This window comes from Brevibacillus sp. TJ4, from assembly GCF_044627595.2.
GTDB lineage: Bacteria > Bacillota > Bacilli > Brevibacillales > Brevibacillaceae > Brevibacillus.
Genome location: NZ_CP185865.1, coordinates 828,202 through 853,359, shown reverse-complemented (window position 1 = coordinate 853,359; position 25,158 = coordinate 828,202). Strand labels below are relative to the sequence as shown.

Annotated in this window: 19 protein-coding genes, 1 tRNA gene, 2 pseudogenes and 1 riboswitch; of the genes and pseudogenes, 5 read left to right on the top strand and 17 right to left on the bottom strand. The window is 53.9% G+C overall.

Annotated features, from left to right (window positions below):
* Window positions 1-184: 184 nt before the first annotated feature.
* Together ACAF76_RS03950 and ACAF76_RS03945 are read left to right on the top strand one after the other, a co-directional pair.
* The gene (locus ACAF76_RS03950; protein WP_421617526.1) at window positions 185-1,942 is read left to right on the top strand and encodes a methyl-accepting chemotaxis protein; all 1,758 of its coding nucleotides are present in this window, start codon (window positions 185-187) and stop codon (window positions 1,940-1,942) included.
* Between the two features lie 198 nt (window positions 1,943-2,140).
* The gene (locus tag ACAF76_RS03945) at window positions 2,141-2,848 is read left to right on the top strand and encodes an ArsR/SmtB family transcription factor (protein ID WP_421617525.1); all 708 of its coding nucleotides are present in this window, start codon (window positions 2,141-2,143) and stop codon (window positions 2,846-2,848) included.
* Here the strand turns inward: ACAF76_RS03945 and ACAF76_RS03940 are convergent.
* The 12 genes and pseudogenes from ACAF76_RS03940 to modA form a co-directional block, all read right to left on the bottom strand.
* Window positions 2,823-3,719 (bottom strand): DMT family transporter, encoded by an 897-nt coding sequence (locus tag ACAF76_RS03940; RefSeq protein ID WP_421617524.1) that lies wholly within the window; start codon window positions 3,717-3,719, stop codon window positions 2,823-2,825. The genes ACAF76_RS03945 and ACAF76_RS03940 overlap by 26 nt on opposite strands.
* Before the next feature lie 97 nt (window positions 3,720-3,816).
* Window positions 3,817-4,137 (bottom strand): AtuA-related protein, encoded by a 321-nt coding sequence (locus tag ACAF76_RS03935; protein ID WP_421617523.1) that lies wholly within the window; start codon window positions 4,135-4,137, stop codon window positions 3,817-3,819.
* Window positions 4,134-5,456, bottom strand: coding sequence for an acyclic terpene utilization AtuA family protein (locus ACAF76_RS03930; protein WP_421617522.1), 1,323 nt, complete (start codon window positions 5,454-5,456; stop codon window positions 4,134-4,136). The genes ACAF76_RS03935 and ACAF76_RS03930 overlap by 4 nt, the downstream gene beginning before the upstream one ends.
* 11 nt (window positions 5,457-5,467) lie before the next feature.
* Complete coding sequence (locus ACAF76_RS03925; protein ID WP_421617521.1) at window positions 5,468-6,757, bottom strand: CitMHS family transporter; 1,290 nt, start codon at window positions 6,755-6,757, stop codon at window positions 5,468-5,470.
* Between the two features lie 205 nt (window positions 6,758-6,962).
* Window positions 6,963-8,366, bottom strand: a complete 1,404-nt coding sequence (locus ACAF76_RS03920; protein WP_421617520.1) for a sigma-54 interaction domain-containing protein — start codon at window positions 8,364-8,366, stop codon at window positions 6,963-6,965.
* Between the two features lie 276 nt (window positions 8,367-8,642).
* A complete protein-coding gene (locus ACAF76_RS03915; RefSeq protein WP_421617519.1) occupies window positions 8,643-9,302 on the bottom strand; it encodes an ABC transporter permease in 660 nt (219 codons plus the stop codon).
* A gap of 33 nt (window positions 9,303-9,335) precedes the next feature.
* Window positions 9,336-10,220 (bottom strand): osmoprotectant ABC transporter substrate-binding protein, encoded by an 885-nt coding sequence (locus ACAF76_RS03910; RefSeq protein WP_421617896.1) that lies wholly within the window; start codon window positions 10,218-10,220, stop codon window positions 9,336-9,338.
* 35 nt (window positions 10,221-10,255) lie between these two features.
* The gene (locus ACAF76_RS03905) at window positions 10,256-10,906 is read right to left on the bottom strand and encodes an ABC transporter permease (RefSeq protein WP_421617518.1); all 651 of its coding nucleotides are present in this window, start codon (window positions 10,904-10,906) and stop codon (window positions 10,256-10,258) included.
* Between the two features lie 57 nt (window positions 10,907-10,963).
* A pseudogene (locus tag ACAF76_RS03900) lies at window positions 10,964-11,722 on the bottom strand (ABC transporter ATP-binding protein); the annotation flags it as partial.
* A gap of 194 nt (window positions 11,723-11,916) precedes the next feature.
* Window positions 11,917-12,050, bottom strand: a riboswitch (cyclic di-AMP (ydaO/yuaA leader).
* A gap of 232 nt (window positions 12,051-12,282) precedes the next feature.
* Complete coding sequence (locus ACAF76_RS03895) at window positions 12,283-13,176, bottom strand: AEC family transporter (RefSeq protein ID WP_421617517.1); 894 nt, start codon at window positions 13,174-13,176, stop codon at window positions 12,283-12,285.
* A gap of 158 nt (window positions 13,177-13,334) precedes the next feature.
* Window positions 13,335-14,018 (bottom strand): annotated as a pseudogene (gene modB, locus ACAF76_RS03890) (molybdate ABC transporter permease subunit).
* On the bottom strand, window positions 13,996-14,802 hold the full coding sequence (gene modA, locus ACAF76_RS03885) for a molybdate ABC transporter substrate-binding protein (RefSeq protein WP_421617516.1): 807 nt from the start codon (window positions 14,800-14,802) through the stop codon (window positions 13,996-13,998). Before modA ends, modB begins: the two are co-directional and overlap by 23 nt.
* A gap of 375 nt (window positions 14,803-15,177) precedes the next feature.
* Between modA and ACAF76_RS03880 the strand changes: the two genes are divergently transcribed.
* Complete coding sequence (locus ACAF76_RS03880) at window positions 15,178-16,125, top strand: substrate-binding domain-containing protein (RefSeq protein WP_421617515.1); 948 nt, start codon at window positions 15,178-15,180, stop codon at window positions 16,123-16,125.
* A gap of 140 nt (window positions 16,126-16,265) precedes the next feature.
* On the opposite strand, the gene ACAF76_RS03875 is transcribed toward ACAF76_RS03880, so the two are convergent.
* The 3 genes from ACAF76_RS03875 to ACAF76_RS03865 all read right to left on the bottom strand — a co-directional run bounded on the left by ACAF76_RS03875 (window position 16,266) and on the right by ACAF76_RS03865 (window position 18,906).
* Window positions 16,266-17,477 carry an MFS transporter gene (locus ACAF76_RS03875; RefSeq protein WP_421617514.1) on the bottom strand — a complete coding sequence of 404 codons (1,212 nt, stop codon included), beginning with the start codon at window positions 17,475-17,477 and terminating at the stop codon, window positions 16,266-16,268.
* Between the two features lie 37 nt (window positions 17,478-17,514).
* Window positions 17,515-18,576 (bottom strand): ArsR/SmtB family transcription factor, encoded by a 1,062-nt coding sequence (locus ACAF76_RS03870; protein WP_421617513.1) that lies wholly within the window; start codon window positions 18,574-18,576, stop codon window positions 17,515-17,517.
* A 254-nt stretch (window positions 18,577-18,830) separates the two neighbouring features.
* A tRNA-Lys gene (locus ACAF76_RS03865) sits at window positions 18,831-18,906 on the bottom strand.
* Window positions 18,907-19,108: 202 nt separating this feature from the next.
* On the opposite strand from ACAF76_RS03865, the gene ACAF76_RS03860 reads away from it, so the two are divergent.
* Window positions 19,109-21,184: a serine hydrolase gene (locus ACAF76_RS03860; RefSeq protein WP_421617512.1), complete on the top strand. Its 2,076-nt coding sequence runs from the start codon at window positions 19,109-19,111 to the stop codon at window positions 21,182-21,184.
* A 49-nt stretch (window positions 21,185-21,233) separates the two neighbouring features.
* On the opposite strand, the gene ACAF76_RS03855 is transcribed toward ACAF76_RS03860, so the two are convergent.
* Window positions 21,234-21,830 (bottom strand): hypothetical protein, encoded by a 597-nt coding sequence (locus ACAF76_RS03855; protein WP_421617511.1) that lies wholly within the window; start codon window positions 21,828-21,830, stop codon window positions 21,234-21,236.
* A gap of 540 nt (window positions 21,831-22,370) precedes the next feature.
* Window positions 22,371-23,762 carry a PLP-dependent aminotransferase family protein gene (locus ACAF76_RS03850; RefSeq protein WP_421617510.1) on the bottom strand — a complete coding sequence of 464 codons (1,392 nt, stop codon included), beginning with the start codon at window positions 23,760-23,762 and terminating at the stop codon, window positions 22,371-22,373.
* Between the two features lie 133 nt (window positions 23,763-23,895).
* Here ACAF76_RS03850 and ACAF76_RS03845 point away from each other — a divergent pair, with 133 nt between their 5' ends.
* Window positions 23,896-24,843: a DMT family transporter gene (locus ACAF76_RS03845; protein ID WP_421617509.1), complete on the top strand. Its 948-nt coding sequence runs from the start codon at window positions 23,896-23,898 to the stop codon at window positions 24,841-24,843.
* Window positions 24,844-25,158 lie beyond the last annotated feature (315 nt).

Below are 25,158 nucleotides of genomic sequence, written 5' to 3'. Positions count from 1 at the left end.
GTTTTATATACAAAATTTCCTCTAATCTAACTACTATATTTCGACGATACATAAAGAAGGGGGGTCAAAAGTCGGGGTTGCAAATTACCCAATTGGTTTGCATACCACTCCTGCCAGCATTCTTCCGAGATACTCATCGCGACACCAGCTCCCGAATTTCAGACAAAGAGGTGTTTCCTACCAGATGAAGAGAAAATTGCATTCCCGGTTTCAATCACTTCGTTTCAAGCTGATGACAGCGGCATTGCTTTTGCTGATCATTCCTTGTCTATTGATCGGCCTCCAAACCTACCAAGCCGCCACCAGCAGTCTGGATGAACTGGGACAACGTGCGTTGAAAAACAACGTCCGGCTTACGATGGAAATGATCAAGTCTCTGCAAGAGTACGTAGAACGCGGAGATATTTCCCTAGAAGAAGCACAGGAGTCTGTAAAAAGCAGAATTTTGGGTCCGAGAAAAGCAGATGGTACACGTGACATCAACCCGAATATCGACGTCGGTGCGTCCGGCTATATCTTCGTCCTCGACGAAAAAGGCGTCATGCTCGCCTCTCCACAAATTGAAGGCGTAGACACATGGGAAACGGTCGGCCCTGACGGAAGCCTGTTCACACAGGAAATCATTCACAAGGCGATGAACGGCGGCGACTTTACCTACTACTACTGGCCGAGCATGGAAAACCCTGATGTTCTCGCAGAAAAAGTAACCTACGCCGAGCAAGACCCGTACTGGGGCTGGATCATTTGCGCCGGCACATACACAAGCGACTTCAACAAACCTGCAGAAAGTCTTTTGTATCAGGTACTGATCGTGACAGCCGTGTTTATTTTGCTCGGTATGGTGTTCGTATCGTTTGCGTCTGGCCGCATCTCCAAACCGATTGTCGCCATCGCGCAAAACGTCAATCGCGTCGCAGAAGGCGATTTGACTGTCGAAAAAATTCAGGTCAAGAGCAATGATGAAGTCGGTCAGCTCGCTCAGGATGTCAACGTCATGGTAGCCAATTTGCGCACCTTGATCCAACAAGTGGGCAACAGTTCCGACCACGTCGCGGCCACATCGGAGCAACTGTCGGCTAGCGCCCAGCAGACGAGCCAGGCAACCGAGCAGATCGCCACCGTCATCCAGGACGTGGCTCAAGGAACGGAAAGCCAGATTCGCACATTCGAAGAAAACTCCCGGACGGCGAGTGCCATGTCCGCGAGCTTGCAGCAGATTTCGGCCAATACGGAGCAGTTGTACACCAATGTGACGAACTCCTCCTCCACTGTCAATGAAGGAAATGCAGCGATCCAAACGACGATCCAGCAAATGAATTCGATCAACGCCACCGTCAGCGGATTGTCTGACTCGATCCGCTCGCTGGGAGAGCGTTCCCGCGAAATCGGCCAGATCGTTGAAGTAATTACCGGCATCGCCGAACAGACCAACCTGCTGGCGCTCAACGCAGCGATCGAGGCAGCGCGGGCTGGCGAACACGGCAAAGGATTCGCCGTCGTTGCAGACGAAGTGCGCAAACTGGCGGAGCAGTCCGCAAACTCCACCCAGCAGATCGTCGAGCTGATCGCTACGATTCAGGCGGAGACAGGCAGCGCCATCACTTCGATGCAGACGACTACGGCAGAGGTCGCCGCAGGAATCGACGTTGTCAACAAGGCAGGCCGCTCCTTCCAGGAAATCGATCAGAGCATCAAGGAAGTCGTCCTGCAAATCCAGGAGGTTTCGCAAGCCACATCCCATTTGAGCAAAGGTACGGAGCAGTTCGTTCGTTCCATGGAAAGCGTGTTTGAAATGGCTTCTACTACATCGGACGCCACGCAAAACATCTCGGCAGCCGCTGAGGAACAGCTCGCTTCCATGGAGGAAATCTCGTCTTCGGCAAACGCCCTGTCGCAAATGGCAGAAGAGCTGCAAAACCTGGTGCAAAAATTCAAGGTATAGCCTGCTCTTTTTATACGAAAACAAAAGCTGGCAGCTTCCTCCGCATTGTCCGGATGAAAGCTGCCAGCTTTTTATGTAGTTCCGAAAGCCATACGCAGATGACTGCTTCGGAAAACGATTTTCCAGTCTCTTGAGTTCCACACACATTTCTACTAACATCGAAGTATGATATACAAACGAAAAACAGGAGGGAAATCCATGAACGCCATGCCGGATATCGCCACAGTCGCCTCGCTGATCGGCGAACCATCGAGGGTAGCCATGCTCGTCAGCCTGTTGACAGGGAAGTCGCTGCCCGCCAGCGAATTGGCCCGCGTCGCCCGCATCACTCCGCAGACAGCCAGCTCTCACCTCGCCAAAATGGTAGAGGGGGGACTGCTCGTCAGCGAAGGAAATGGGCGCCATCGCTACTACCGGCTGGCCAATGCCGAGGTAGCGCACGCCATCGAGTCGCTGCAGGCGATTGCCTCTCCTGCACCGGTCCGCTCCTTGCGTGAGTCCGATCAGTTGCGGGCGATCCGCTTTGCCCGTACTTGCTACGACCATCTCGCCGGAGAAGTCGGCGTCGCCTTGACCGAACAGATGCTGGCCCTGGACTGGATCGAGAAGGGAGACAAAGAGTTTCACCTCCGTCCAGAAGGAAAGGAAAAGCTGCTCGCCCTCGGAGTGGAGCTCGAACAGCCTGCCAAAAGCCGGCGCAGCTATGCCCGCCAGTGTCTCGATTGGAGCGAGCGGCGTCACCACCTGGCAGGCAGCCTCGGCGCAGCCCTGACACGACGTCTGCTGGAGCTGGGCTGGATCGAGCGGTATCCCGAGCATCGCGGAGTGCGCATTACCGCAGCCGGGCACAAGGGCTTTGGGGAAACATTCGGCCTGTCTTTCAACTCGCCCCACGCTCCGCGCTGAGCTGCTTGCTGCCCCTCCCCTTTTTCGCGAACGTCCAGTTTACGAGAAAAATCCCCACGAAGATGCAGAATCCACCCGCGTAGGTATGCCATGGAATGACTTCTCCGAGCAGGAGCCAACCGGAAAGGACGCCAAAGAACGGAGCCAAAAACAAGAACGCGCTCGTCCTTCCGGGGTCTCCTTTTTGCAGCAAGGCAAACCAGGTGGCGAACTGGACGACCGAAGCCATGATCGCCAGCCACAGTACGATCAGTACCGAGGCAGGGGTGAGCTCGAAGCGGGGCGTCTCCAGTGTCACACCCATGAGCAGCAGCACCAGTCCCCCGAACAGCATCTGATAGGCAGTCATCACCCAGATGTTGAAGCGCTCACCCCATTTTTTGACTAGCAGCGTCGCGACTGACCAGGCAAATGCCGAACCGATGCCAAACAGCGTACCCGTCTCCCACTCCAGATGAAACCCCAATGTTACGAACACGCCAGCAATGCCGATCACCACTCCCAGCCACTGTGAAAAGCGGTAGCGCAGCCCCAGAAACACCGTGCCCCAGATGACGACGAGCAGCGGGTTCATAAAGGTCAATATCGACGACTCGCTCGCCGGAATCGTCCGCAAGCTGAGAAAAATGCAGCCCATCACGCAGGCTGTCTGAAAAAAGCCGATGAGCAGCACCTTGCCCCAGTCGCGAAGCGAGGCGGGCAGCGGCTTTCTCCACACCCAGAGAGCCATCAGCACCCCGGCAAGCGTAAAACGGAGCCCGACCAGCAGGAGCGGGGACACGTAGTTCAGTCCGATTTTGCCGACTGCAAACGAGGAGCCCATCAGCGAGGTCGTGACGACAACAAGGATTGCAAACCAGACACGATTCAAAACGGTCATCCCCCATCTCGCAATTTCCGGTATGTGTCTTAAGTGTACCTGACGAATTGTTCGATGAGGGACGAAGTGTTGTCACTGATTTTTCGTTTTATCTGTTTTCGATCTCTATCTCCATTTCCAGCAGAGCAAAACTCAGGCTTTTTCCGTGTGTATCCATTCCGAGCGAAGTGGTCACCCCGCCCAGCAATGCGCGCTGACACACAAACTGCAGCGCGCTGATTCCCGGAAGTTCGTAGCGCACGATCTCCCCGGTCACGATCTCCTTCAAATGCTCTTTTACCTTTTCTGCGGTCACCAGACGGCACAACATCTCGTAATCCCGCTCGTCATAGGGGATCAGGGACACAATCAAGGTGTTTCCTTTGTCGCCTGCTCTGCTGTGTGCCAAATCGTACAGCTTTTTCTTCATGCGAAACACTCCCGGATGGTTACTTGCGGACGGACGCTTTCGCGCGGAATCATTACCGAAACGATGCCGACCACCTCGTGTACGTATTTGCGTGCCCCTCCGCCACCTGCCGGACCGTTTGTGTACAGAGCCTCGACTTCTTCGCCGATGACCGCAGCCATTTCCTTGCTCGCCGTCTTCGCTGCGACCCGCAGACGGATTTCATACGGCTGACTGATCTCGCCAAACGACGTGCGGTGGGTAGAGTTGCTGCCGATGTAATCGACGCGCATATCGGGAAAGGACGCGGCAGACAAGCGTTCGCTAATAATCGCACCGGCCAGCTCCGCTCTTGCCCGGGCGTTGGTCCCGGCGTAGGAAATCTCTCCTTCCCCGATATATCCCGCGTGGTAGCCGACACTTACTTTCAGGTGGGACGGTCTTGGCCTGCCTCGTCCTCCCGTCACCTGTACCCGGTTTGGGCCGAGCTCACGCAGGCGAACCTTGGTAAAATCGGCTGTAATGTCCGGAGTGAGGTACGCAGCCGGGTTGGTGACTTCATAGAGCAACTGCTCCTTTACTGTTCCCAGGTGTATGACGCCGCCAGTGCCTTCGAGCTTGGAGAGCACAGCGGTGCCGTCCTCGGCTACATCTGCGTACGGAAAGCCGAGCTGGGAGAGGTCGGGTATATCCTTTTTGCCCGGATCGGCATAATAGCCGCCGGTGAGCTGTCCGGCACATTCCAGCAAATGACCGATCACCGTTCCCTGGGCGAGTTTGTCGGCATCATCGAGCGACCATCCGTAATGATGGATCATCGGTGCCAGAAACAGCGATGGATCAGCCACGCGTCCGGCCACGATCACATCGGCGCCTGTCTGCAGCGCCGGCAGCAGCGCGTCCACCCCGATATAGGCGTTGGCGGAAATGAGTGCGCCGTATGAAGCAAGCGGATCGCCCGACTCCAATGTTGGCTGCTGCAAATCGAGTTTTTCCAGAACATCGTCCCCGGTCACGGCAGCGACCTTGACCGAAAGCCCCTGCCTGCGGGCAATCTCCACGATCTTTTCTGCTGCCGCTACCGGATTGGCTGCTCCCATATTCGTCAGCAAGCGAATGCCATGTTTTTTGATCGCCGGCAACAGCCGCTCCATCCGTTTCTCCAAAAGCGGGTCATAGCCCAAGCCCGGATCTTGGCGCTTGCGCTTCTGGGCTAACGCGATCGTTCGCTCAGCCAGACATTCCAGCACCAGGTAGTCAAGTTTTCCTTGTTCAGCCAGTAGTACGGCTGGTTCCAGCCGATCTCCGGAAAAACCGGCTCCAGAACCGATTCGAATCATAGATGATCACCTCAAATTGTAATTGCCCCTGTAAGCAGCGCGACGATTGTCATCACGATGGTAGTGCCAAACGCCCATTTGAAAATAAAGCGCTGATGCTCGCCCAGACTCACTCCCGAAAGACCGACGAGGATAAACGTGGAAGCCGTGAGCGGACTGAGCGGGAAGCCTGTCGTCATCTGGCCGAGGATTGCCGCCCGCCCGACCATCAGCGGATCGATGCCGAAATTGCTCGCCGTCTCGCTGAGAATCGGCAGGACGCCAAAGTAAAAGGCATCAGGCGTAAACACCAGGCTGAGCGGCATGCTCACTAATGCCACCAGTACAGGCAAATAGCCAGCTATGGCGTCCGGGATAACCGAAACCATCGCGGATGCCATCGCTTCGATCATTTTCGTTCCCGTCAAAATCCCGGTAAAAATCCCTGCGGCAAATATCATCGTGGTCACCAGAACGACATTTCCCGCGTGGCTGGCAAGCCTCTCCTGCTGATCCTGCACTTTCGGGTAGTTGACCAGCAGCGCGATCGCAAATGCGACCATGAACAAAATCGGCAGCGGCAAGACCGCCTTGATCAAACAGGCAATCAGCACGATCGTCAGCACCAGGTTGAACCAGAACAAATGCGGTCGCTTGCTGTCTTCCGGACCGATCGGAACAGCCAGCTCATCTCCCTGAATGTTGAGAATTCCCAAGCGATTCCGTTCCTTTTTGCCCAGCAGATACGAGGCAAAAAGCACCCACACGATCCCGGCGATCATCGCGGGGATAACCGGATTGAACAAATGCGTCGCGTCCGTATTCAGGACGGTCATCGCTCTCGCTGTAGGACCGCCCCACGGAGCAATATTCATCACACCAGCTCCCAAACAGACGATTCCAGCCAGTACGAGCTGACTCATGCCCAGCCGTTTGTACAGCGGCAGCAGTGCCGAGATCGTAATCATAAACGTCGAAGCGCCGTCGCCATCCAGGGCGACGATCATCGTCAGCACCGCTGTACCGACCGCCACTTTCAACGGATCTCCCTTGACCAGCCGAATCATCCGCCTGATAAACGGATCAAACATGCCTGCATCGATCATCAAGCCGAAGTACAGAACCGCAAAGCCGACCATGATCCCCGTAGGAGCCACCTTCTGAATCCCTTCGAGCATCATTTGTCCCATTTCCGGTCCAAAGCCGCCTACCAGCGCAAACACCAGCGGTACCAGGATCAGGGCAACGGCCACCGACATTCGTTTGCTCATAATCAATACAAGAAAAATGCCAACTGTCAAAAAACCGAGAAGCGCTAGCATAGCCTACCTCCTATCAAAGTACGGATAAATACCCTCCCTCTTTTCTCATTGCAAAGACCGTACCAAAAAAGAAAGCGCTTTTATGAAGCGCTTTCTCTTCCTTCGTCATTCCAACTTTGTAAAATAACCGGGGGATATTCAGCCAAAAAACAGGCGAATACAGGCATTGCATGGCACGTTTTTCATTTTTAGAACGAGATTCTAATTATTTGGAATAGTGGGAGCCCCCGAGATTGTACCTTTTCATCTTGTTGTACAGCGTCGCCAGAGAGATTCCCAGCGTCTGGGCTGCTTTCTTCCGATCCTCCAGATCGTTGCCAAACTGCGCCAGCGTCTCGCTGATCCATGTTCGCTCCGCATCGTCAACCACTTCGCGCAAGGTAGGACGCGCATCGTGGGAGAGAATACGCGGAGCTTCACGCGCAGCCGAAATGATGTAGTCCGGCAAGTCGTGCAGGCGGACTTCCGCACTCTCTGCCATGCAGACGCCGTAATCCACCGTATTTTTCAGTTCGCGTATATTTCCCGGCCAGTGATACTGTTTCAGCGCATGCAGCGCTTCCTCCTCCATCGTCCAAGCCGGCTGGCCCCTGTCGGCTGAGGCGGAAAGAAAGGCGGTAACCAGCTCTGGAATGTCTCCCCTGCGCTCCCGCAAAGAAGGAATCCGGATCGTCAACACATGGAGGCGGTAGTACAAATCCTCGCGAAAGCGGTTTTTTTCGACGAGATGCTGCAAATCCCTGTTCGTGGCCGCAATCACGCGCACATCGATCTCTCTTTCCCGCACTTCTCCCACTTTGCGGATCGACCGCTCCTGAAGCACGCGCAGCAGCTTGGCCTGCAAGTCGTAGGGCAGTTCCGCGATTTCATCCAGAAAAATCGTTCCGCCGTGGGCGATCTCGAACAATCCGGTTTTCCCGCCTTTTTTCGCGTTCGTAAAAGACCCTTCCTCGTAGCCGAACAGCTCGCTCTCCAGCAGGGACGCAGGAATCGCTGCGCAGTTGACGGGAATAAACGGTCGATCGGCCCGTTTGCTTGCATTGTGGATCGCTTGGGCAAACAGCTCCTTCCCCGTGCCGCTTTCTCCGGTAATCAGCACGGGAAGATGAGAATCTGCTGCCTTTTTGGCGATGTGGACGACTTCTTTTAGCCCCTGATCCGCTCCGACGATCTGTGCGAAGCTGTATTTCGCCCTGTACAGCGAGTCTACCGTTTTTTCCAGTTGAAGCAGTTTTTCCTTGTTTTTCGCAAGTTCCCGCGCCAGCTTGTGAACTTCTGTCAGTCCCTTGCAGATGGAGACAGCGCCGATGATTTGCCCGTCGATATGGATCGGAGCCATGTCCACGACATATTCTGTACTCCCCTCCCGGCGGTAAATCCCGACTCTCGTTTGTCCGTCCTTGAGCGTCTCCACCAGTTGCGCACCCGGCCGCACTTCACGCAGCGGCTTGCCGATGATCATCTCCGGCTTTACCCCGGTGATTCGCGTATACTCTGGATTGATCAGACGGACAATCTCATCGCGATCAATGACCAGCACTCCATCGTGGATGGAATGAATGATCGCCTGAAACCACTCTGTTTGCAGATTGAGGTTATGCTGTATCATGCAAATCGCCCCTTCTTCGTCGTGATCTTGTTCAGAGAATTCCGTCTCTCCTGATTATTCGTCTAGTGTAGTGCGTCCGGTCAAAAAAGGTCAAGGGCAATGCCGATACAGCCCTGCATGAAAAAAGCACGACAGCCGATATGCCGTTTCCTTAGTACGCTGTGCAAGTGTGGCGCGATCGGATCGCTTGACCTGCCTGGCCGCACACAAAAAAGCCTGACCCGAATCGGATCAGACCTTTTTTGTTGGCGATCAATCAACCGCGAACGTGTGTGGCTACTTGCCCGCCCGTCCTGTACTTACGCGAAAGCTGGCTCTCTTTTCGATCCGGCCCATCAGCAGATCGACGAGAATGACGATGACGACTGCCGGAATCGCTCCGGCGAAAATCTTGATGTCATCGGTCGTCGCGATACCGCGCATGATCATTTCTCCCAGACCTCCCGCCCCGACGAAGGTGGCGATCGTCGCTGTCCCGATCGCTACCACCGAGGCGACCCGTATCCCGGTCAGGATCACCGGCAAGGAAAGCGGGATTTTCACCTTGAGCAAAAGCTGCAGCGGGGTCATACCCATTCCCCGTCCTGCCTCGATCATGTTTTTATCCACATTGGCCAAGCCGGAATACGTGTTTTGCACGATGGGCAAGAGCGAGTAGAGCGCCAGTGCGGTAATTGCCGTACTGTACCCCAGCCCGAGAAAAATCATAATGATCAACAGCATCGAGATCGCAGGAATCGTCTGAATCGTATTGATGACGTTTTGGATGGCAACAGCAAGCGTCTGGTTGCGGGTCATCAGGATCGCCAGCGGAACCCCCACTGCGATCGCGATCACGATTGCGCTGGCGCTCATAATCAGATGCTCCCCGGTGAGCGAGGCGATCTGATCCCAATATCTCACCATGTACTGAATCGTTCCCATCAGGGTCTCCATCGCATCTACCTCCCCTCCGTAAATTTGCTTGCTTTATTCACTCAACAGCCCTTGTTCGAGCAGAAACTCTCTGGCGATTTCAGCCGGATCAAGCTGTTCAATATCCCCTTTGTAATTGAGCTCCGTCATTTTTTCCGTATCGATTTTGCCGCTCAGCATGTCGATTACTTCAGCCAGCTCCGGATGCTTCTCCAGCGTATCGTTGCGGGCTACCGGAGACGCTCCGTACGGCGGGAAAAAGTGCTTGTCGTCTTCCAGTGTGACGAGACCGAATTCCTGCAAGCGGGCGTCGGTCGAATACGCCAGGACGACGTCGACTTCGCCATTCGCTACCGCTTTGTACACCAGTCCGATGTCCATCGGAGTCGTTTTTCCAAATTTGATGCCATACGCTTCCTGGAATGCAGCATATCCGTCATTCGGGCGCTCCAGCCAGGCTGTGTCCGTACCCAGATTCATCTCGCCAGCGACCGCTGCCAGATCGGAGACGGTTTTGAGATTGTATTGTTCGGCAATCTCTTTTCTGACGGTGAAAATATACGTGTTGTCAAACCCGTAAGACGGGAACCACATCTGGTCAAACTTTTCTGCCACGCCGTTTTTCACCAGTTCAAACGCTTCTTGCGGGTCTTTGCTGAACTCCTCCAGTCCCAGGCTGCTCGTCAAGTCCGTACCGACGTAGCGGGCCGAGGCAATCTGGATGTCGTCGTTCTCCATCGCTTGCAGTACGATCGGCGTACTTCCCAATCCACCGACAAGCTGGGTTTTGATATCAGTCTTGTCTTCGATCAATTGCTGCAAAATATGGGCGAGGATCGTCCCCTCCGAAGTCGGCTGATGGCCGATCTTTACCACGTCACTCGATCCGCATCCAGCCAATAACGCCAGGCTGAACATGGATACAAACATCATCTTTATCCAGTTTTTCTTCATCTCTGTAGTCCCCCTCATTTTCAATCGGCGCGCTTTGCCCGCAGTCCTTTCGGCGTGCAGACACCTTGTATCTTTCTCGTAATGAAATCAGCGATCATCGCCAGCATTGCGGTTGCGAGCGCACCGGTAATCAACATGTTGTTGTTCGCAACCCCAAGTCCGGTGAAGACGAAGTAGCCGAGCCCACCGCCGCCGATGACGGCCGCCAGTGTAGCCCAACTGATCGTGTAGATCGTCGCCGTGCGAAACCCGCCCATGATGATCGAGATCGCCATCGGCAGTTCGACTTTCCACAAAATCTGCAAGCTGGTCATGCCCATCCCGCGCGCTGCCTCGACCAGCGCAGGATCGACCTCTTTAATCCCCGTATACGCGTTCCGGACCATCGGCAGCAACGAATAGAGAAAGAGAGCGAAGATGGCCGGGACCGCTCCGATCCCCAGCAGCGGAATCATAAAGCCAAGCAAGGCAAGGCTGGGAATCGTCTGTAAAATGTTGACAAATCCCATTACGTAACGGTTGATCGTTTTCGTCCGGGTCAGGATGATCCCGAGCGGAACAGCGATCAAAAAACCGCCCATGACAGCCAGAAAAGAAATATAGCTGTGCTCCCAGACCAGGGTCAGGATTTGTTCACGTCGCTCCACCAAAAATTGCATAAAGTCATTCATGTCATCACCCCGCTGTTAGGATATACCCAAGCGCGGTAGCTGCACCGTCTTTTTCGCGGCAGTTGCGGCGGCACCGCGCTCCTGGGCTGTGCGCAGACGCTTGGAGCCGATAAAGCTGGCCACAAACTCGTTAGCTGGCCGCTGCAGTATTTTTTCCGGCGTGTCAAGCTGGACGACCTGCCCGTCTTTCAACAGACAAATGCGGTCGGCGATCTTGATCGCTTCATCCATATCGTGCGTCACAAAAACAATCGTCTTGTTGATCGTCTTTTGCAGATGGACGAAGTCATCCTGGAGCTGCTCCCGGCTGATCGGGTCCAGAGCGCTAAACGGTTCATCCATCAAGATAATCGGCGGATCGGCGGCCATCGCCCGAATCACGCCTACACGCTGTTGTTGACCCCCGCTCAGCTCGGCAGGATAGCGGTGCTTGAACACCTTGGGATCGAGTCCCACCATATCCAGCAATTCATCGACTCGCTGTTCGTATTTGGCAGCGTCCATTTTTTTCAATTTTGGGACTAGTGCGACGTTTTGACCGATAGTCATATGCGGAAACAAGGCGATTTGCTGAATCACATATCCGATATTTCGCCTCAGCTCAACAGGGTTTGCCAAAGCGATGTCTTCCCCGTTGATCTCGATCTTGCCCGAAGACGGCTCGATCAGGCGGTTGATCATCTTCATCGTCGTCGTCTTTCCGCAGCCACTCGGGCCAATCAGGACGAACAGCTCTCCTGCCTTGATCTGCAAATCCAACCCCTTGATGATCGACACATCCCCGATGCTCTTCTTGACTTGGTGAAAGGTAATCATCTTCATCGCTCCTTTTTTGATTTTTTCCAAACAAAAAGACGAAGCATGCTCTTGGTCAGGGCCCTTCCCGACTAAAGCAGTGCTTCGTCTTCACTTTCCAAATTATGGAAAACGAACGCTTGAATGACTCCCAGCAGATAGCCCAAAGAGAGCTGTTGCTGCTACGCAAAACAAGCGGATGATGAAACGTAATATGCAGATCCTGCTTTAGCCGACGAGGTTAGCTGACGGGTAGGATGGCAGTTTGCACCCCTTCTGTTTACACAGAATTAACCCCAAAAATGGTTCCCCCGCTTCCGTCTGTGACGGAACTAGGCCCGATATGAAGTTTGATGGTCCCTCTTCCTTCATCTCCTCTGCCTCATGTACGAGTCTGTACGTAATAAGTTACCATAATATCGGATACCCCTCAATTCTGAAAATTCATCATATACGTGAGCTAACCTGCCTCAGAGCGAGTTAACCGGAATCAAGGGACACCTTTCAAACGTATCCTCCCATTTCCTTGCATATTCACGCTAAGCGGTCCCGAAGTGCCTATCTCAGCCGCGCCGCTACAGCTATTGCAGGATGTGCAGCAAAAACGTCAACGTCCCGACAGACATCACAGTCGTCACCAGCACGCTGCTGGAGACAAATTGCGGCCTGGCGTTGAACTGGATCGCGTACATCGCCGTCGTCGCCGCAGATGGCATCGCCGCCAAAATGATCAGTACATTCTGCAAAAGCGGGTCGATCGGAAACATGAGACAGATCAAATAGGCGAGCACTGGGGAAGCGACAAGCCGAATCACGCTGGCGACACTTAGCTCCCGCCAGTTCAGCTCTTTGGCTGACACGTTGGCCAACTGCATCCCGAGAATCAGCATGACTACAGGAATCCCCGCCTGCGCCACGAGGTCAATCGCCTGGTAGTAGCTGTCCGGAATGACGATGTGCGCCTGCTGGAGCAAAATCGCAACGATAAACGCGTGGTTGGACGGCTGCTTCAGCACGTTGCGGACGGCATCCTTCACCCCGCCCTTGCCGCGGGAAGCAAAATAGACGCCGAACACACCCATGATAATCCCGTGGAACACCATAATTTGCACCGCGTAGTCAAACCCCGCCTCCCCGTAGGCGAACAAAATGATCGGGGTTCCGTAGTTCCCGCTGTTCATAAACGCTGTAGAGAGCATCATGGCACTCTCCTGCTGCCTATCGTACTTGAAGCACTTCGCCGTCAGGTAGGTGATCCCGATCAGCCCCAACGTCAAGAGCATCGAGATGACGATAATGTAAAAAAGCTGCATGTCCAGCGGCGTCTTGTAAAAGGTGCGAAACACCAGCGCCGTCGACAGGACGTAGATGGCAAGCGTGGAAATCGGCTTGAGATCGAGTTTGTAAATCCGCTGCAAAACGTAGCCAGAAAAAAATATCAGCAGTACCGGCATGATGACTTCCAAAAAAATCATGTCTCTCCCTCTTCCGCATTCGTTCATTCATACGCTCCCAGTATACCAGAGAGCGAACAGAAAAAAGCCGATTCCCGCATCTTTTCATCGGGCAACCGGCTTCGTTTTACTCGTTATGCGCATGTCATTTTCACCACAGCCAGCTCCTCCGGACGCCGTCATTCCTGCTTCACCCGGACCACGAGCAGCATCAAGAAGGAAATACAGACAATCGAAATCACCCACAGCCAGGCCATGTGCATGTTCCCGGAATCCATGGCGACGTAAATGGCGGTCGGGATGGTTTGCGTCTGTCCGGGAATATTGCCGGCAAACATCAAGGTAGCGCCAAACTCCCCCAGCGCCCTGGCAAAGCTCAATACGCATCCGGTGAGCAGGGCGCGTGACGCCAATGGAATCGAGATGAACAAAAACACTTTCCATTCCCCCGCTCCATCGACTCTCGCCGCTTCCTCAATATCCGGGTTTACTCCGAGAAAGCCGGATTTGGCGGATTGGTACATCAGCGGAAACGCCACTACCACCGCAGCCACGACAGCCGCCCACCAGGTAAAGATGATCGGCCGCGAAAACAATCACTCGATTGCTTGTCCAGCGAAGCTGTTGCGGCCAAAACAGACGATCAGGAAAAACCCGACGACCGTTGGGGGCAGCACCATCGGCAGCATGAGTATCGTCTCCACCACGGCTTTTCCGGCAAAATGCGGTCTGGCCAAAAGCCGCCCCGTCAAGGTTCCCAATAGCACGACGGCAAGTCCCGCCACGACCGCTACCTGTACAGAAAGCCAGATGGGACTAATGAACTCCGACAAAAAGGCATCATTGCGCAGCAGTAAATCCATACTTCTCGAACACCTGGATTGCTGCGTCGCTCTGCAGGTAGTGGTACAAGTCTTTGGCTGCTTCGTAATGAGCCGACTGCTTGATCACTCCGACCGGATAAATCACCGGCGAATGGGTAGCCGGATCGGCGGTGGCGACGATGCTCACCTGTTCGGAGGCAATCGCGTCGGTCTTGTAGACGATTCCCGCGTCCACGTTCCCCGTCTCGACGTAGGACAGCACCTGGCGCACGTCCTTGGCGTACACCATTTTTGCCTCGACATCCTGCCAAATCCCGAGCTTCTCCAGCGATTCCTTGGCATATTTGCCTGCCGGCACCGACTCCGGCATCCCGATCGAGATCTTGTCCACTTCCTCTTTGCCGAGATCGGCAAACCCTGTCACTGCCGTGCTGTCTTTCGGTACAACCAGCACGAGCGCATTGCCCAGCAGGTCTACCCCGTCTTCTTCCGCAATGATCCCGTCTTGCACCAGCTTCGTAAACGTATCCTCTGCTGCCGAAACGTACACGTCAACCGGCGCTCCCTGGGAAATTTGCTGCTGCAGCGCACCGGAGCTGCCAAAGTTGAAGCGCAGTGTAACTTCCGGTCGCTCCTGCTTGTATGTACGCTGAATCTCATCCATGGCATCCTTCAGGCTCGCTGCCGCAGAAACGATCAGCTCGACTTGTTGCCCATTCCCCGATGCGCCGGGCGCTTGTGCCTCGCCCTGCTGATTGGAGCAGGCTGTCAGAGACAAAAGTAGAAAGAAAAAACCAGAGAGAATTGCCAAACGCTTTTTCATACGACTCCCCCACATTCAGAATATAATTAATTATAACTAATTATATCTTATTATAACATTCTCTCATCATCAATGACTTTTCTTCTCTGCCTTGAGGATCTGCTGCCCGTTCATCTGTGCCGGGCTGATTCGCGGGCATAAGCACGTGATCCGCGTGTGCTGTCACGACTGGCGAAAAGCGAACCAGACAGCCGCTTCGCTGTTGATCTCGCCAGAAATCTTTGCAGCCATTCCGGATTCGTATTGTCGTTTTTCCCCATGTGTTGTACCTTTAATTCAGCCATTGTTCTTCGTCATTTGCCACAACGATACCAGGCACCCGTTTTTATCATTACCTATATCCCGTTATAACAAGATAAAACAGGAAGTGATGATATGACTTCGAATTCCTCCTATACCATAGAAGAGGTTGCCCAACTGCTGAAAATATCAAAACTGACCGTCTACGACCTGATCAAAAAAGAGGAGCTTTCCGCATACCGCGTAGGCAGGCAGATGCGGGTGGACCACGCCGATCTGGAGAGGTACAAAGCGCGCAACCGGACGGGGAGTGCCGCTGGGGATCAGCCTGCTGGCAGAGAACTGCTGCTGCGGGAACCTGCCAAGCCTGCCAAGCAGAACAAACAGCAGGCGATCATCAGTGGACAGGACATCGTGCTGGACATGCTGAGCAAGTACATCGAGACGCACACCTCGATAACGCCGCTGCGCCAGTATACGGGCAGCCTGAACAACCTTTGGTCGATGTACAACGGCGAGTGCGACATCGCCAGCGTCCATCTGTACGACGGAGACACGGGCGAATACAACCTCCCCTACGTCAAACGCATATTGGTCTGCCAGCCATTCATCATGTTGAATCTCGTCTGCCGCACTGCGGGAATTTACGTGCAGCGCGGAAATCCGAAAAAGATCCAGACGTGGCGCGATTTGGCCAACCCGCACACAACTATCGTCAATCGCGAAAAAGGGGCCGGGGCACGCGTGCTGCTGGATGAACAGCTACGAATCAACGGAATCGCCAGGGAAGACGTAAACGGATACGAGCACGAGCTGACCAGCCATTTTTCCGTCGCTTCTGCTGTCGCCAGCGGGCAGGCCGATGCCGGTGTCGGGATCGAAAATGCCGCCAAAATGGTAAACGTCGATTTTATCCCGATGATCAAAGAGCAGTACGATCTTGTCATTTTGAAAAGAAAAGACAACCTGGAATTGCGCAATGCCATCCAGAAAGCTCTCCAATCCAGCGATTACCTGGAACAGCTCGCACAGTTAAACGGCTACGACCTGAGCCTGACCGGCACATTGATTTACGAGTCGTAAGCCGCGAAAAAGCGTCAACGGATCGTTTCGATGAGGAACGAATCCTTTGACGCTTTTCTTTTCTGTTGCCTGCAATGAGCCAGCAAATGGTGCGACTGGGTGAACTATGCCGCCAAAACCGCTGTTTTCTGTAAGTCTGGCTACGAGTCCGAACTGCTCCGATCGAGAAAGCGGAAGTACGGCAACGTAAGACCGAGCAACGACACCAGGCAAATGATGCCCCCGATCAATACAAACAGCGGGCGTATCCCCCAGATGTCCCCCAAACGGCTGCCCAGCACGATTCCCAGCGGCATCGCGGTGCGGATGATCAGCAGACGGACGGACAGGACACGACCGAGCAGGTGGTTGGGAACGATTTGCTGAAACAGGCTGTTGCTATGCACGTGGAAAAACGGAGCGGCCATCCCAGCGATGACCTCGATTGTCACGGCAAGCCAGATGTTATCGGTAAAAGACAGCGCAACGAAGGTACTGCCGCCAACAAGCAGGGAGCCTAACATGACCAGTCGGCGTTTTTTCAACTGTTTTTGCCGGCCAACAAGCAACGAACCGAAGAAATAGCCAAGCGGAAAGCCGGCGATGAACAAACCGTATTGGTATGAGGTGCCAAGCAGCTCGTCAGCGACAAACGGGAGATTCAGCACGGAGGTGACCCCGAGAGCGAACTGGACGAATGAAAGAAAGATTCCGAGCCAGATCAGGATCGCCTGCTGCCGAAAAAACGCGATGCCTTCCCAAAACTGACTGCCCCACGATTGCTTTGGCGAGTAGTCCGCGGTATCGACCGTTGGCATCCGGCACGAAAGCAGCAGCAAACCGCTTAGTCCGTAGAAAAGTGCGACCAGCATCAGCGTGTACTCGCCACCGATTGCAGCGACGACAAGGCCTCCCACGGGCGGGCCGAGCACCATCATCAGCCGCGACGAACCATCCAGCCAGGCATTGGCTGAGGTGATTTGTTCCTTTTGCACGAGCATCGGGATCAAGGCCATGCTGGACGGCACATAGAGCGGCTGGATCAAGCCATTCGCCAGCGAAACGAGGTACAAGGGCCAGACTACCGGCTGTTCATGCACGAGCAAAAGCAATGGAGCGAGCGCAACAATACCCCGTGTCCACTGGGAGAAGACCATTACATTGCGCCGGTTCCAGCGGTCGAGGTAAGGACCAATGATGAGCTGCATGAGCAAAGAAGGCAAGAAATAGATCAGCAGCATGTCGCCCATCGCGGTTACCGAATCGGTAATCTGGTAGACGAGCCACGAGCTGGCCAGCGTGCTGAAGCTGCCACCCAGTGTCGAGACAGTCTCGCCCGTCCATACGGCGACAAACGGCATATTTTTGAGCAAAGTAGTACCCTGAGTGGTGGCGACAAGTTCGGCAGGCTTACTCAGGCAAATCGCCTCCACGCTCAAGGTAGCTTTGCCACGCCGGGAAAAGCGCGTTCACGTTGGCGTGCTTCAATACATACCGCTGTCCCTCGACGCCGACTAATTGCACAGAACGCAGGATGGACAGATGGTGATGGACCGTCGATTTAGCCAGGCCAAGCTTGTCCGTCAATTCCTGCAAAGTATGGTCCTTACGATACAGCAGCTTTGTCATGCGCATCCGATGCTCGTCGCCCAAAGCACGGTACTGGAGCACCAGCATGTGAGGAGGACGGTCCGGGTCAGGCTCTGTGGAGATGCTTTCATCGGATACCGGGTAGTAGAGGATTTTCGTCTGTTCCATCTCTGCCTGAATGCTCCACGGACGGTACACAAATTGCGGAACAAGCCGTACCTTATCGATATGCGGCTCCGGCAGGTAGCGGATTCCCCCCGTCGCCCATTCAACGAGTTCCTCCGCTTCCAGCTTGGCAGCCATCGCCAGCTTGGCCTCGCAGTCGCGCTCGAGAATGCCTTGCACCCGTTCCTCCTCCGGCGCGATGATCGCCTGATACCAGCCTGCCATAACCGTGACGAGATGATGTTTCAAGGTATCGATTTCGACTTCGCAGAGAAAACGGATGTAGTCCGGGAAAAATTTGTGGTCACGGCATGCCTGCTGCAATGCGGCAACAGCGGTTGTCTCCCCTGCTGCCGCCTTTTCTCTCGTCTCTTGCCAGGCTTGTCCCAAAAAGGGCAGTGATTCATAACGCAGCTGTTGCGCATCGCTGTTTTGTATGTACGAAAGAAAGTCCTCCAGATCCGCAAACGAATGCCTGTCCAGCAGGTTCAACAGTGTTTTCCACGTATTGTTGCGTTGGAGATGGGATACGTGCTGCTGAACGTCGGCAGGCAATTTTGCTTTCAGCTCTGCCCAGTAGGCCGGCGGTCTTTCCAGCGTGTGATGAATGTCCGGGTAAGTCGCCGCTGCAAGCCCCAAGGCTGCTTCGAACAACGTCGAAAAGCGAAACTCTACCTCGTACGTAGCTCGTCCATTGGTGAGATCCATTAGCCTCATCGAAACACCCCTCGCGAAGATTGTCTCCAAATTCTAACATTATCGAATTTAATTTTCTATATTTTTCGAACAAACTTTGTCTGGATGTACCAGCACTGCTCGATGGGCGCCATTTTACGGTCCCCTCGGCTTCATTGTCAGGCAGTCGGTCTATGTCCCTAACAGAGGCAGGCTTCTCTCACATCCGCTATCTCAACAAAAAAAGCAGGACGATGGCCGCCCTGCATAGAAGTCTTTCCTAGATTCCCGAACGATGGTGGGGTATGCAGGGATCGAACCTGCGACCTGATGATTAAGAGTCAACTGCTCTGCCAGCTGAGCTAATACCCCTTGCTTCACTTTCGTATCTCAATTCTAGCGCATCTCGCATCGCAGATATATACTAACTTTTTGGTAGTAAATAACCTATCTTCTTATATTGGGAGATTGCAGTTCTAGCGCCGCTTCTCTCCACATAATTCAATATATGGAAACAGTTCAACCAATTCGCCCGTTACAGAATGTATACGCTATGAATGGAGTGATTCAAAACTTGAAGTTCCTTCGATCTGCCTTGCGCCGACGCATTTGCCGCACAGTTGCCACCTCTGTACTTCTTGCTGTATCTCTCGTCGCCACCAGCGCGATTCCAGCCCTGGCTGCAAGCAATCCGTCCGCGAAACCGTTGACACCTCAAACAGCCGAAGCGTTCCTGGACGACTTTTTCGCTTCACCGTATGTCGAATCCGATTATGCTGGCGCATCCGTCGTCATCGTACAGAAAGACCGGATTATCGCCCAAAAAGGGTACGGTTATGCCGACCTGGAAAAGGAAAGCAAGGTCAATCCGGGCGAGACCGTTTTTCGCGTCGCTTCTGTATCCAAAACCTTTACTGCCGTTGCGATCATGCAATTGGTCGAACAAGGCAAGGTTGACCTTCAGGCAGACATCCGCACCTATCTCGATTCATTGGAATTCGAAAATCCGTACGCCACCCCTGTTACCGTAGAACATTTGCTGACACACCGCAGCGGCTTTGAGATTCGCGACCCGCAGCCGGGCGATTTGCACGTCGATTTCTCCAAGCAGGTTTCCATCGAGGCATTTGCGAAAGAACACATGCCGCCCGTCGTGCGCGAGCCTGGCTCCTCTTATATGTACGACAACTTCGCGTATTTGCTGCTCGGGCTGATCGTGCAGGAAGTGAGCGGCGAACCGTATGAGGCATACATGGAAAAACACATTTTCCAGCCGTTGCAGATGGAACATAGCGGCTTTTTGTTGGAAGGCGAGCTGCTTGAACATCTGGCGACCGGGTACGATTCCGACTTCGAGCCGATCCCGGCGTACGCGACGACACCTACGGTCATGCCGCATGCAGGAATGGTTTCCTCCGCCGGGGATATTGGCGCCTTGATGATTGCCTTGCTCAACGACGGAAAAGCTCCGTCTGGCCGCATCCTCTCCAAAGAGTCGGCGGAAGCGATGTTTGTCTACCGCTCGTCCATGCACGCCGTGCTGCCGGACACCACCTACGGGTTTGAAGCCGCATTCCAGCTTCCCGAGGCCGGAAGCAGCCCCTCTGTCCTGACCAAAGCGGGAGACGTCCCCGGCTACAGTTCGTACCTCGTGCTCATACCCGAACACGACACCGGTTTTTTCCTTACGAACAGTGGGCAAGGAGGGGTGCGGCATACGTTCTACTCCATGTTTATGAACACCTTTTTCCCGGAGTACAGCCAGCCAGCCAAGCTGCCGCCCGTACAGCCGACGCCCGTCGCGGAGCTGAAAAAGCTCGACGGTCTGTACTACGACTTGCGGCTTCATTCGTTACTCTCGACCGTCGCGGCAAAAGGAGACGGTCTGCTGACGATCTCCGACGGCTACCTCGGCGAGCGTACCTTGCGCCAGGTTGGCGACAATCTGTTTATTGACGAGATCAGCAAGCAGTTTACCGCCTTTCACTCCGACGGCAAGACAGTCTACATGAAGGAACCGTACCTGAATACGTTGGGCTACTCGCACAAAACCGGGCAACCGGCGGGATTTTCCGATATTGCAGCGGATCATCCGTACGCCCCCTACATTCACGCGCTCCAATCGCTGAATCATTATCCCAATCAGCCAGGTGGCCTGTTCCACCCCGAACAGCCGGTCACAAGAGCGGAATTCGTCCGCAACTTCCTGCACATCAACGGGGTCAGCAGCATCCCGCCGGAGAAGTACGCCTTCTTTGATATCGAAGGACACCCCGATGCGGCGTACATCCAGCTCGCCTATGAGTTGGGCATGCTGCCGCCAAGCAATGACGGTTACTTCCAGCCGGAACGCCCGATCACTCGCCAGGAAGCGGCGGCGATGCTCTGGAACCTGTACCGCTGGACCTATCCCGAAGAATTGTTCGAAGACGTGAAGCTGGCAGGGAAAACGAACGACTGGGCGATTCCGGGGGTCAAGATGATGGTCGCGTTTGGCTATCACGGACCAGAGGTGGAGATCAAGGAAGACGGCGCTGCCGATTTTCATTCCCTCCGACCGATGAATCGGCAAGAAGAAGCGGCCCTGTTGTACCAGGTGCTGCTGCAACCGATCGACATTATCGCATCCGAGTTGATGCAGGAGCACTAACACGAAAAGTCCCCCTATAAGCCAAGGGGGACTTTCTTTGTCGGATCATTCATTGTGCGCCTTCTTTTATGCTTTCTACAACTTCTTCGGCATCGAGTTGAGTGTGAGGAGAGAGCTTTAAAAATGCAGCAGCGCGTTCATCGAGCCACAAATGTTCTTCTCCCTCGCTATCAGTTGCTACGAAAGCAAACCCGCCTGCATAGCTAAAGTACTTGATGTCTACATCTTCACCGAGCGTATTTTTGATCTCTTCGTAAAGGTCAAACAACTCAGGACCCGATTTTTCACCACCGGCCATGATTGGCTCTGAATCGGTTGCTATCACGATGCCTTTTACTTCGTCATCTTCCATAATGAACGATAGCTTCTCATCGGACGAAGTTAGTAAGTCCTCGATATTTGAACCTTTGTATGATCTGATTTCGTCTACTTCTGACAATACAGCTCCCGGAATTGAAAAGTCTGACAGGGTGACATGACTACTCGATTTCTTGAAAGATTTGTTGTCTTGGTTTCGTGCCTGTTCCATCTTCAAATAGGCATGTAGTGCTTCCTTATCCCCTTTGTTAGCCGCGCCCGCCCAAGTAGCCAACGATATTCCAGCAACAATTACTAAACCGAAAACTATCCAAACGTATTTATTCATAACTAACCCCCTACGTTAATTTGCTTCAAAGCCCACCAATGAGTCAAAATCGGCTGAAAGCGTGGGGTACCTTGGATTTCATTGTTAAACAATTGGATTTTGACCATATTGATGGTATCGTGGAAAGTGACGAGACCTTTTTTCTTGTACTCTCAAAAAGGACAACCCTCCCCAACGCGGCTTCTATGGGAAATGGAAAAGCTCTTCATACCTTGCTAGGTACATTCTTTTACCATCATTTGTGTCTGAAATGACGGAAACATTGTAAGGGGGTGTCAATTGTGCCTATAGGTGTTATAGCTATAGCGTCCATTGTGATTTGGATTGCAGTGTCCAGAGAACTTGTGAAACCTTCTGAAGAGACGAACAGACGGAACATCATCACTTTACTGTTTGCTGGTACCTTATCAACATTAATAATTACCGTTTCCCTTTTTCAAACTATCCCATTTTGAAAAAGGATGGTATAAAGCCTCTACATGGGCAACGACACCGGATTGGATCAACATGTTGTCCGTTCCGATCAGGGTCGGCCTCCTCTCATTTTGCAAAGGATTTCCACACATCACACAACAACCTGACTCCCTGACGGATCTCCTCGGGCTCCAAATGACCGTAGCCAAACAACAGCTTGTCTCGATGCCTTCCTTTTTGGATACAGTGATATTCGACGGGCGTAATGCGAATCCCGCTCTGTCGGCATGCCTGCGCGAATTTTTCGTCCAGGCAAGCACCGGGAAATTCCACTGCGAGATGCAGCCCTGCCGCGTCTCCCCAACTGCGGCATGTATCTCCAAAATGCATCGCCAGCGCTTCCAGCAGCACCTGACGACGCTCCCGGTAACGCTTTTTCATCTTCCGAAGATGGTGGTCGAATTTTCGCGTTCGCAAAAATTCAGCCAGAACCGCTTGTTCAAACGGGGGGTTTTGCACATCCGTGTGCGTACGCAATTGCCGCCACTGATGATGCAGTTTGCCGGGCAGGATCACATAGCCGATGCGCAGCCCCGGGAACAAGACCTTGCTAAAGGTGCCGACGTACACCACCCGCTCCGGGTCCATGGCGAACAGCGGCGTGACAGGATCGCCGTAATACCGGAACTCGCTGTCGTAATCGTCTTCCACGATATAGCAGTCCTGCTCGCGGGCGTAGCGGATGAGCGCCGCACGACGGGCAGCGGGCAATATCCCTCCCAGCGGAAATTGATGTGAAGGCGTGACATAGACCGCACAGGCGCGTTTTCCCTGCAAGGCTTCCGTCTGCAGTCCGCTCGCATCCACAGGAATCGGCGCGATCGGGTAGCCTTTGTTTTGCAGTGTCTGCAGCATTCCGCGATTGCAGGGGTCCTCGACCAGCATTTCTTTCCCTTCCTGGTGGACCAGGTCGGCGATCACGTGCAGGGCGTGGGTAGCACCTGCCGTAATGAATATATGCCGGGCGTCCACCGTAAGTCCTTTGCTGCGAAACAGCCAGGCGGCGATTTCCTCGCGCAGCTCCGGCAATCCCTGCGGACCGCTGTAGTCCAACAGGTCCAGCGGCATATCGCCCAATGCCTTTTGCGATATCTGCTGCCATACATAGCGCGGGAATTGCCGCAAATCGGGACGACCGGTAGCAAAGTCGGCCTCCCAAAAGCGTGCTGTCTCACTCGGTCGCTTCGGCCTGCTTACCGGGATCTGCTCCAGCGAGATTCCCTCGGCTACACGTGTCGGCGCTCCCTGGCGGCTGGCGACAAAGCCTTCGGCAAGCAGCATGTCGTACGCTTCATTGACCGTGTTGCGCGAGACGTTCAACTCCGCAGCCAATTCGCGCGTGGAGGGCAATGCTTCGCCAGCCCTCAGCCTGCCGCTCACAATCTGCTCCCTGAACATCTGGTAAATCTGACGTTTTAACGGAACTTCGCTTTGTCGCTGCAGTTCGATTCCCCACATAGGTGCCCTCCAACTGGTCTGGATCAACTAGCGCTGAACTGGTGCTTTTCCCATACCACTTTCTTTTTTACGATTGTAGCATGATTTTCCAGTTCCTATGGGAGCGATTTTTGGCAAAAGGATGTGGCTGTTGGTGGAGCAGTGGAGAGGTATGGCGTATTTGATCGGCGCGTTTACGCTGGCAGGCAGTTCGGTGATCGCCGCCAGTTTCATTCCGGCAACGCTCGGAATATTTCGCATAACGGCAATGAGCCTGTTTTTGGCGATCCTGTGCTTGCTGCCGCTTAGCTGGCGGTTTGTGATGGGAGCAATTCGTCAATTGACGGTGCGCGACTGGGGGCTGCTCACGTTGCAAGCGCTGTTTGGCATCGTGTTGTTCCGCATGTTTTTTCTCTACGGCCTGCCCCTGACGAGCGCCGCAGAAGCCGGAATCCTGACCGGAGCGACTCCTGCTGTCACCGTTATGCTGGCAGTGGCTTTGCTAAAGGAGAGGATCACGCGAAGCGCATTTATGGGAATTGCAAGCACCATCGGAGGGATTTTGCTTGTACAAGGACTGTTGACACCTGGAGCGGGCGATGCGTTTTCCCTGAACCATGCCGCTGGAAACATTCTCGTGCTATGCGCGGCGGTGAGCGAATCGCTGTTTAACGTCATTTCACGCAGCAGCGCCGTACAGAACGCTGTCGGTCATCGCAAACCGCTTCATCCGTTGGCCCAGACGACACTGGTCACGTTCATCGCCTGGCTGCTCTGCCTGGTCCCGTCGTACTTTGAGCAACCGCTGTCAGCCCTCTTTCTCATCGGCTGGCGGGAATGGCTGGCACTGTTTTGGTACGGGCCGATTGTGACCGCGCTCGCCTTTCTGTTTTGGTATGCGGGAATCAAACGATGCCACGCCTCGACCGCAGCGGCTCTCTCCGGGATGATGCCGTTTACGGCCCTGTTGCTGTCGGTTGTCGTACTGGGAGAAACCGCGGGCAGGCAGCAGTGGACGGGCGGGGGTTTGATTGTGTTAGGTATGGCATTGATCGGAGTCAGTCAGGGGCAAGTGCGGAATGTCCGGGAGGGAATAAATTGACGAACAATCGAGACTTTTATACAAATCTTTCGTTCTCATTCTCCGATAATTGGTAAAAGGGGAGTGAAATCATGCCAGAAATTGAATTGTTTACGGAATTAATCCTAGGAGGTCTATTGACCTTCGTCTTATGGACTTTGGTTCCTCTTGTCGTTACCATGTTCGCACTTGTCATCTTTTTTCCACGCATAAACAAACGTCTAGCTACTCTCATTTCATTCTTGGTTGCTTTCGCATGTTTCTTCATTCGGTTTGGAAGCTAGTCACAAGCCCCCGCCCATTGCTTTTGCTCCGGGCGGGGTTTTAACGTCAACT

Bases quoted from the DNA above. Each gene is read 5' to 3' on its own strand.
- ACAF76_RS03950 (WP_421617526.1), top strand. From the start codon at position 185: ATGAAGAGAAAATTGCATTCCCGGTTTCAATCACTTCGTTTCAAGCTG.
- ACAF76_RS03945 (WP_421617525.1), top strand. From the start codon at position 2,141: ATGAACGCCATGCCGGATATCGCCACAGTCGCCTCGCTGATCGGCGAA.
- ACAF76_RS03935 (WP_421617523.1), bottom strand. From the start codon at position 4,137: ATGAAGAAAAAGCTGTACGATTTGGCACACAGCAGAGCAGGCGACAAA.
- ACAF76_RS03930 (WP_421617522.1), bottom strand. From the start codon at position 5,456: ATGATTCGAATCGGTTCTGGAGCCGGTTTTTCCGGAGATCGGCTGGAA.
- ACAF76_RS03925 (WP_421617521.1), bottom strand. From the start codon at position 6,757: ATGCTAGCGCTTCTCGGTTTTTTGACAGTTGGCATTTTTCTTGTATTG.
- ACAF76_RS03920 (WP_421617520.1), bottom strand. From the start codon at position 8,366: ATGATACAGCATAACCTCAATCTGCAAACAGAGTGGTTTCAGGCGATC.
- ACAF76_RS03915 (WP_421617519.1), bottom strand. From the start codon at position 9,302: ATGGAGACCCTGATGGGAACGATTCAGTACATGGTGAGATATTGGGAT.
- ACAF76_RS03905 (WP_421617518.1), bottom strand. From the start codon at position 10,906: ATGAATGACTTTATGCAATTTTTGGTGGAGCGACGTGAACAAATCCTG.
- ACAF76_RS03895 (WP_421617517.1), bottom strand. From the start codon at position 13,176: ATGATTTTTTTGGAAGTCATCATGCCGGTACTGCTGATATTTTTTTCT.
- modA (WP_421617516.1), bottom strand. From the start codon at position 14,802: ATGAAAAAGCGTTTGGCAATTCTCTCTGGTTTTTTCTTTCTACTTTTG.
- ACAF76_RS03880 (WP_421617515.1), top strand. From the start codon at position 15,178: ATGACTTCGAATTCCTCCTATACCATAGAAGAGGTTGCCCAACTGCTG.
- ACAF76_RS03870 (WP_421617513.1), bottom strand. From the start codon at position 18,576: ATGAGGCTAATGGATCTCACCAATGGACGAGCTACGTACGAGGTAGAG.
- ACAF76_RS03855 (WP_421617511.1), bottom strand. From the start codon at position 21,830: ATGAATAAATACGTTTGGATAGTTTTCGGTTTAGTAATTGTTGCTGGA.
- ACAF76_RS03850 (WP_421617510.1), bottom strand. From the start codon at position 23,762: ATGTGGGGAATCGAACTGCAGCGACAAAGCGAAGTTCCGTTAAAACGT.